Raw genomic sequence first — 1,400 nt, forward strand, 5'->3', positions numbered from 1 at the left:
GTCATTTTTCTTTTTTAGCGTTCGCAACGAAAAACCGGAACCGTGCTACAGTACGATTCCGGTTTTTCTTATGCTCATATAAACGGTTGTTTTTATACGTATGTCCCAGCCTCTTTTAATTTGTAAAAAATTCTTCATATAGAAGGAACTCCGGTAATGTGAATGCAAATTCTTTAGTGCTAACATTGCCAGTCATTTTATAAAATGCATAGCCTTCAAATAATCGTGCTAAAACTTCTTCTATAGAAAGTAAATACTTTCGATAATCCTCTGGAAGCTGTGTATTAGATGAAATTTGCTGTAATGTTTCCGATGCTTGTAGCTGTTCATAAAGCTGCTGTCTTTTATATGCATAGACCTCATCATGTTTTTGATGTAAATCAATGAGATGACCGTATTCATGGAAAAAGGCAAGCTTCATTTGCGCGGGCCGGTCATATTTATAGTAAAGCCCAATCGTTTGCGTCGCAGTATCAAAGAAGCCATTCGCACCTTTTAGCCCAGAATGAAGGGCTAATGATGGAATCTTGACGAAGGTTTTGAAGGATGTTGATAAAAATATACAGCAGTCCTCAATAATTGTTAAGAAATTCAATGCTTTTTCACGCGGCATATAAGCAATAGACCATGTAGTAATAAATGGTGTTAATCGTGAAAAATCGTAATGTTGTTGTAGTATGGTGGGCATATCTTTTGGAGCTTCGGTTTTTTGTTGCTGCTTTAAAGCGCATGCAGCACGCTCGACTTCAGTTGAAAATGCAACATCGTGATTATGTTGTGCATCCCGAATGACAAATGAAGTACGTCCAATTGTATAGAGTGTTTGCTGATCAATTTGTAGAAGCAACTTATTTGCACGTCCAGGTAGCAGTGTAATAACGGGAATCAATGTATCAAATAACTGAATGGCAATTGTCGCTTTTGTAAAAGGAAATACACAGCACTGCGCAATTCCTTCTATAAGTGTAGTTAAAAAACCCGTCATCTTTGTCGCATTGCCATCAATTGTTAATAGGGTAGCGCAGGCACTTTCTTCTATAGTATGTTGCTGTGGTAATGAAATGATAGAATTTTCGTATGAAAAGGGAGTTGTTTTAACGTTAAAACCCAATGAAATCACCTCTTTATCTATCATATAACAATGTTTTTTTCATTGGTGAAGAAAAAAATAAAAAAATCATAAAAAACTATTGCATAATTGTTTTTTATGACATATAATATTTCTTGTCTTGAAAAACATAAGACATAAAAAAATGATTGACACACGTTAATCAGATTTGTTATTATCTAATAGTTGCTTAACAACTTCTGAAAAAACATTAAAAACTTTTTAAAAAAGTTGTTGACAAACAAAAAGATATAATGATATAATAAGTGAGTCGTTAAGATAACGGCAAACG

1 protein-coding gene is annotated in these 1,400 nt (G+C 34.1%); it reads right to left on the reverse strand.

Going from position 1 to position 1,400, the window contains the following annotated elements:
* Positions 1-115: 115 nt before the first annotated feature.
* Positions 116-1,111 carry a hypothetical protein gene (locus KTHG_RS19900; RefSeq protein WP_139996120.1) on the reverse strand — a complete coding sequence of 332 codons (996 nt, stop codon included), beginning with the start codon at positions 1,109-1,111 and terminating at the stop codon, positions 116-118.
* Positions 1,112-1,400 lie beyond the last annotated feature (289 nt).

The sequence above is a fragment of the Kurthia sp. Dielmo genome (assembly GCF_000307285.2).
Lineage (GTDB): Bacteria > Bacillota > Bacilli > Bacillales_A > Planococcaceae > Kurthia > Kurthia populi.